Genomic DNA, 2,306 nt, shown 5'->3' with positions numbered 1-2,306 from the left:
CCCCGCGCCCCTGAAGCATGCGCTGCGCGCAGCTTCCCCAGGGGCGCGGGGAACTGCGCGACCAGCCCCCACCGAACCCGCAGACGAAATCTAGGACGAGATCAGCGAGCCCGTATCGACCGGTTCCGTCGCCGACGCGGCGCGCTGCGCGTCCCCGGCGACCTCGTCCGCCGTCAGCACATACCCCGTCCCCGCATCCGTCGTGGACCGGGCGAACACCACCCCGTACACCTCACCGGAGGTGGTGAGCAGCGGACCGCCCGAATTGCCGGGCAGCACCGTCGACCGGATCGAGTAGATCTCCCGCGTCACGGCCCCGGAGCCGTAGATGTCCTGCCCGCCGGCCCGGATCGTGTCGGCGACCGTCGCCGCCTGGAGGTCGAGCCCGCCGTCCTGCGGATACCCGGCGACCACCGCCGCGTCCCCGCGCGACGCGCTGTCGTCGAGGGAGAGCGCGGGGGCGTCGAGCCCCGGCACGTACAGCACCGCCACGTCCTTGTCCGGGTCGAACAGGACCACCTTCGCCTCGTACGGGCGGCCGACCCCGCCGACCTTGACCGTCGGGTCGTCGATGCCCGCGACCACGTGCGCGTTCGTCATCACGTGCTGCGACGCGTACACGAAACCGCTGCCCTCGCGGCCCTGCGTGCCCGACGCGCCCTCCACCTTGACCGTGCTGCGCAGCGCGGCCTGCCGCGCCGCCGCCGTCACGCTGTCCCCGGAGGGCTCGGCCACCTCGGCGGACGGCTCGTTCGCGAACGGGTCGAAGACCTGAGGGAACCCGGCCGACGTGAGCGCCCCCGTGGCCCGCGCGAACCAGGCCGGTGTCGTCGACGGCATCGTGTCCTGGACGGCGCCGAGCACCGTCGAGTTCCTGATCGCCTGGTTGAGCGAGGCCGAGGACGACGCCGCGAGGACACTGCCCGCCACCCACGCCACGACCAGCATCGCGACCGCGCCCGCCGCCGCGCCGCCGACCCCGTCGGCCACTCGCAGCGGCCCCGGCGCCCGGTCCATCCCGAACCGCACCTGCGCCGCAAGGCGCCCGGCCAGCGCGTGCCCGGCGACAGCGGGCAGCAGCACGGTCAGGACGGCGACGACCGTGGCCGCCGGCGTACCGGCCGTCACCGCGTCCATCACCCACGGCAGCAGCCATACGCCGATGACCGCGCCGCCCACGAAACCGGCGAGCGAGACGCAGCCGGCCAGCAGCCCGCGCCGGTAACCGCTCGCCGCGTAGGCCAGCGCCAGCACGAGCAGCAGCACGTCGAGTATGTGGAGCTCCATATCGGTAACAAACGACCACGAACCCGGCGCTGGTTCCGCCAAGTGGCCCACGTGTGGTCGACCGCACAGCTCGCGGCGGCCCGAGAGTGGAGGACGTGCGTGTCGTACGAGCCGTGCTGTGCTGCGTGCCCGGAGCCCTGGCCCTCGGGCTCCTCGCGCTGTGCGCGGTGACCATCGACCACCGGCCGCAGCCGGGCCAGGCACCGGCGGTCCGGGCGGCCGTGATGCCGGCCGCCGCCGTGCCGGCCAGCCGCGCGTCCGCCGCCGGGGCGCACTCCGCCGCCGCGCCGCGCATCGTGCCGCGCGCGGCGTGGCTGGAGGACGCGGACACGTACCACCGCGACCCGGTCCGGTACTCCGACCACGTCGACGCCGTCTTCATCCACCACACCGACTCGCCCAACGGCTACGACTGCGCCGACGTGCCGCGCATCATCCGCTACCTCTACGCCGGTCAGGCGGGCGGCAAGGCCTGGGACGACATCGGCTACAACTTCCTCGTCGACCGCTGCGGGACCGTGTACGAGGGCCGGGCGGGCGGCGTCGACCGGGCCGTCGTCGGGGCGCACACGCAGGGGTTCAACCAGAACACGGCCGGGGTCGCCGCGATCGGTACGTTCACGCAGGGCACGCCGGTGCCGCGGGCCATGACGGAGGCGATCGCCTCCGTCGTCGCGTGGAAGCTGGGGCTGTCGGGGACGGATCCGCGGGCTGCGGTGCGGCTCGTCTCCAGCAACAGTCTGAGCCGGTTCCCTGCGGGGGCTTCGGCGGAGTTTCCGGCTGTCTCCGGGCATCGGGACGGGTACGAGACGTTCTGTCCGGGGCTGGCGCTGATGGCGGAGCTTCCGGGGATCCGGGAGCGGGCGGCGCGGTTGCAGGGGCGCGTTTAGGCCGGGTGGCGTCCGCGGGTGCGTGGGGGCCGGTCGCGCAGTTCCCCGCGCCCCTGAAGGCATGCGCTGCGCGCAGCCTTCATCGGGGAAATGCGACGCGAAGCGTCTGCATTTCAGGGGCGCGGGGAA

2 protein-coding genes are annotated in these 2,306 nt (G+C 73.9%); one reads left to right on the top strand and one right to left on the bottom strand.

What is annotated here, in order from left to right; all coding sequences use genetic code 11:
• Nucleotides 1-90: 90 nt before the first annotated feature.
• Nucleotides 91-1,287: a MarP family serine protease gene (locus AB0L37_RS38315; RefSeq protein ID WP_365516793.1), complete on the bottom strand. Its 1,197-nt coding sequence runs from the start codon at nt 1,285-1,287 to the stop codon at nt 91-93.
• 95 nt (nt 1,288-1,382) lie between these two features.
• Here AB0L37_RS38315 and AB0L37_RS38310 point away from each other — a divergent pair, with 95 nt between their 5' ends.
• On the top strand, nt 1,383-2,177 hold the full coding sequence (locus AB0L37_RS38310; RefSeq protein WP_365516790.1) for a peptidoglycan recognition protein: 795 nt from the start codon (nt 1,383-1,385) through the stop codon (nt 2,175-2,177).
• The last annotated feature ends 129 nt before the right edge of the window (nt 2,178-2,306 follow it).

The organism is Streptomyces sp. NPDC052225, from assembly GCF_040679615.1.
In the GTDB taxonomy this organism is placed as follows: domain Bacteria; phylum Actinomycetota; class Actinomycetes; order Streptomycetales; family Streptomycetaceae; genus Streptomyces.
Note: the sequence above shows the minus strand (reverse complement) of the source record. Positions and strands in the feature narration are given on the sequence as shown.

Coding starts and splice junctions, on each gene's coding strand:
- AB0L37_RS38315 (WP_365516793.1), bottom strand. CDS start 1,287: ATGGAGCTCCACATACTCGACGTGCTGCTGCTCGTGCTGGCGCTGGCC.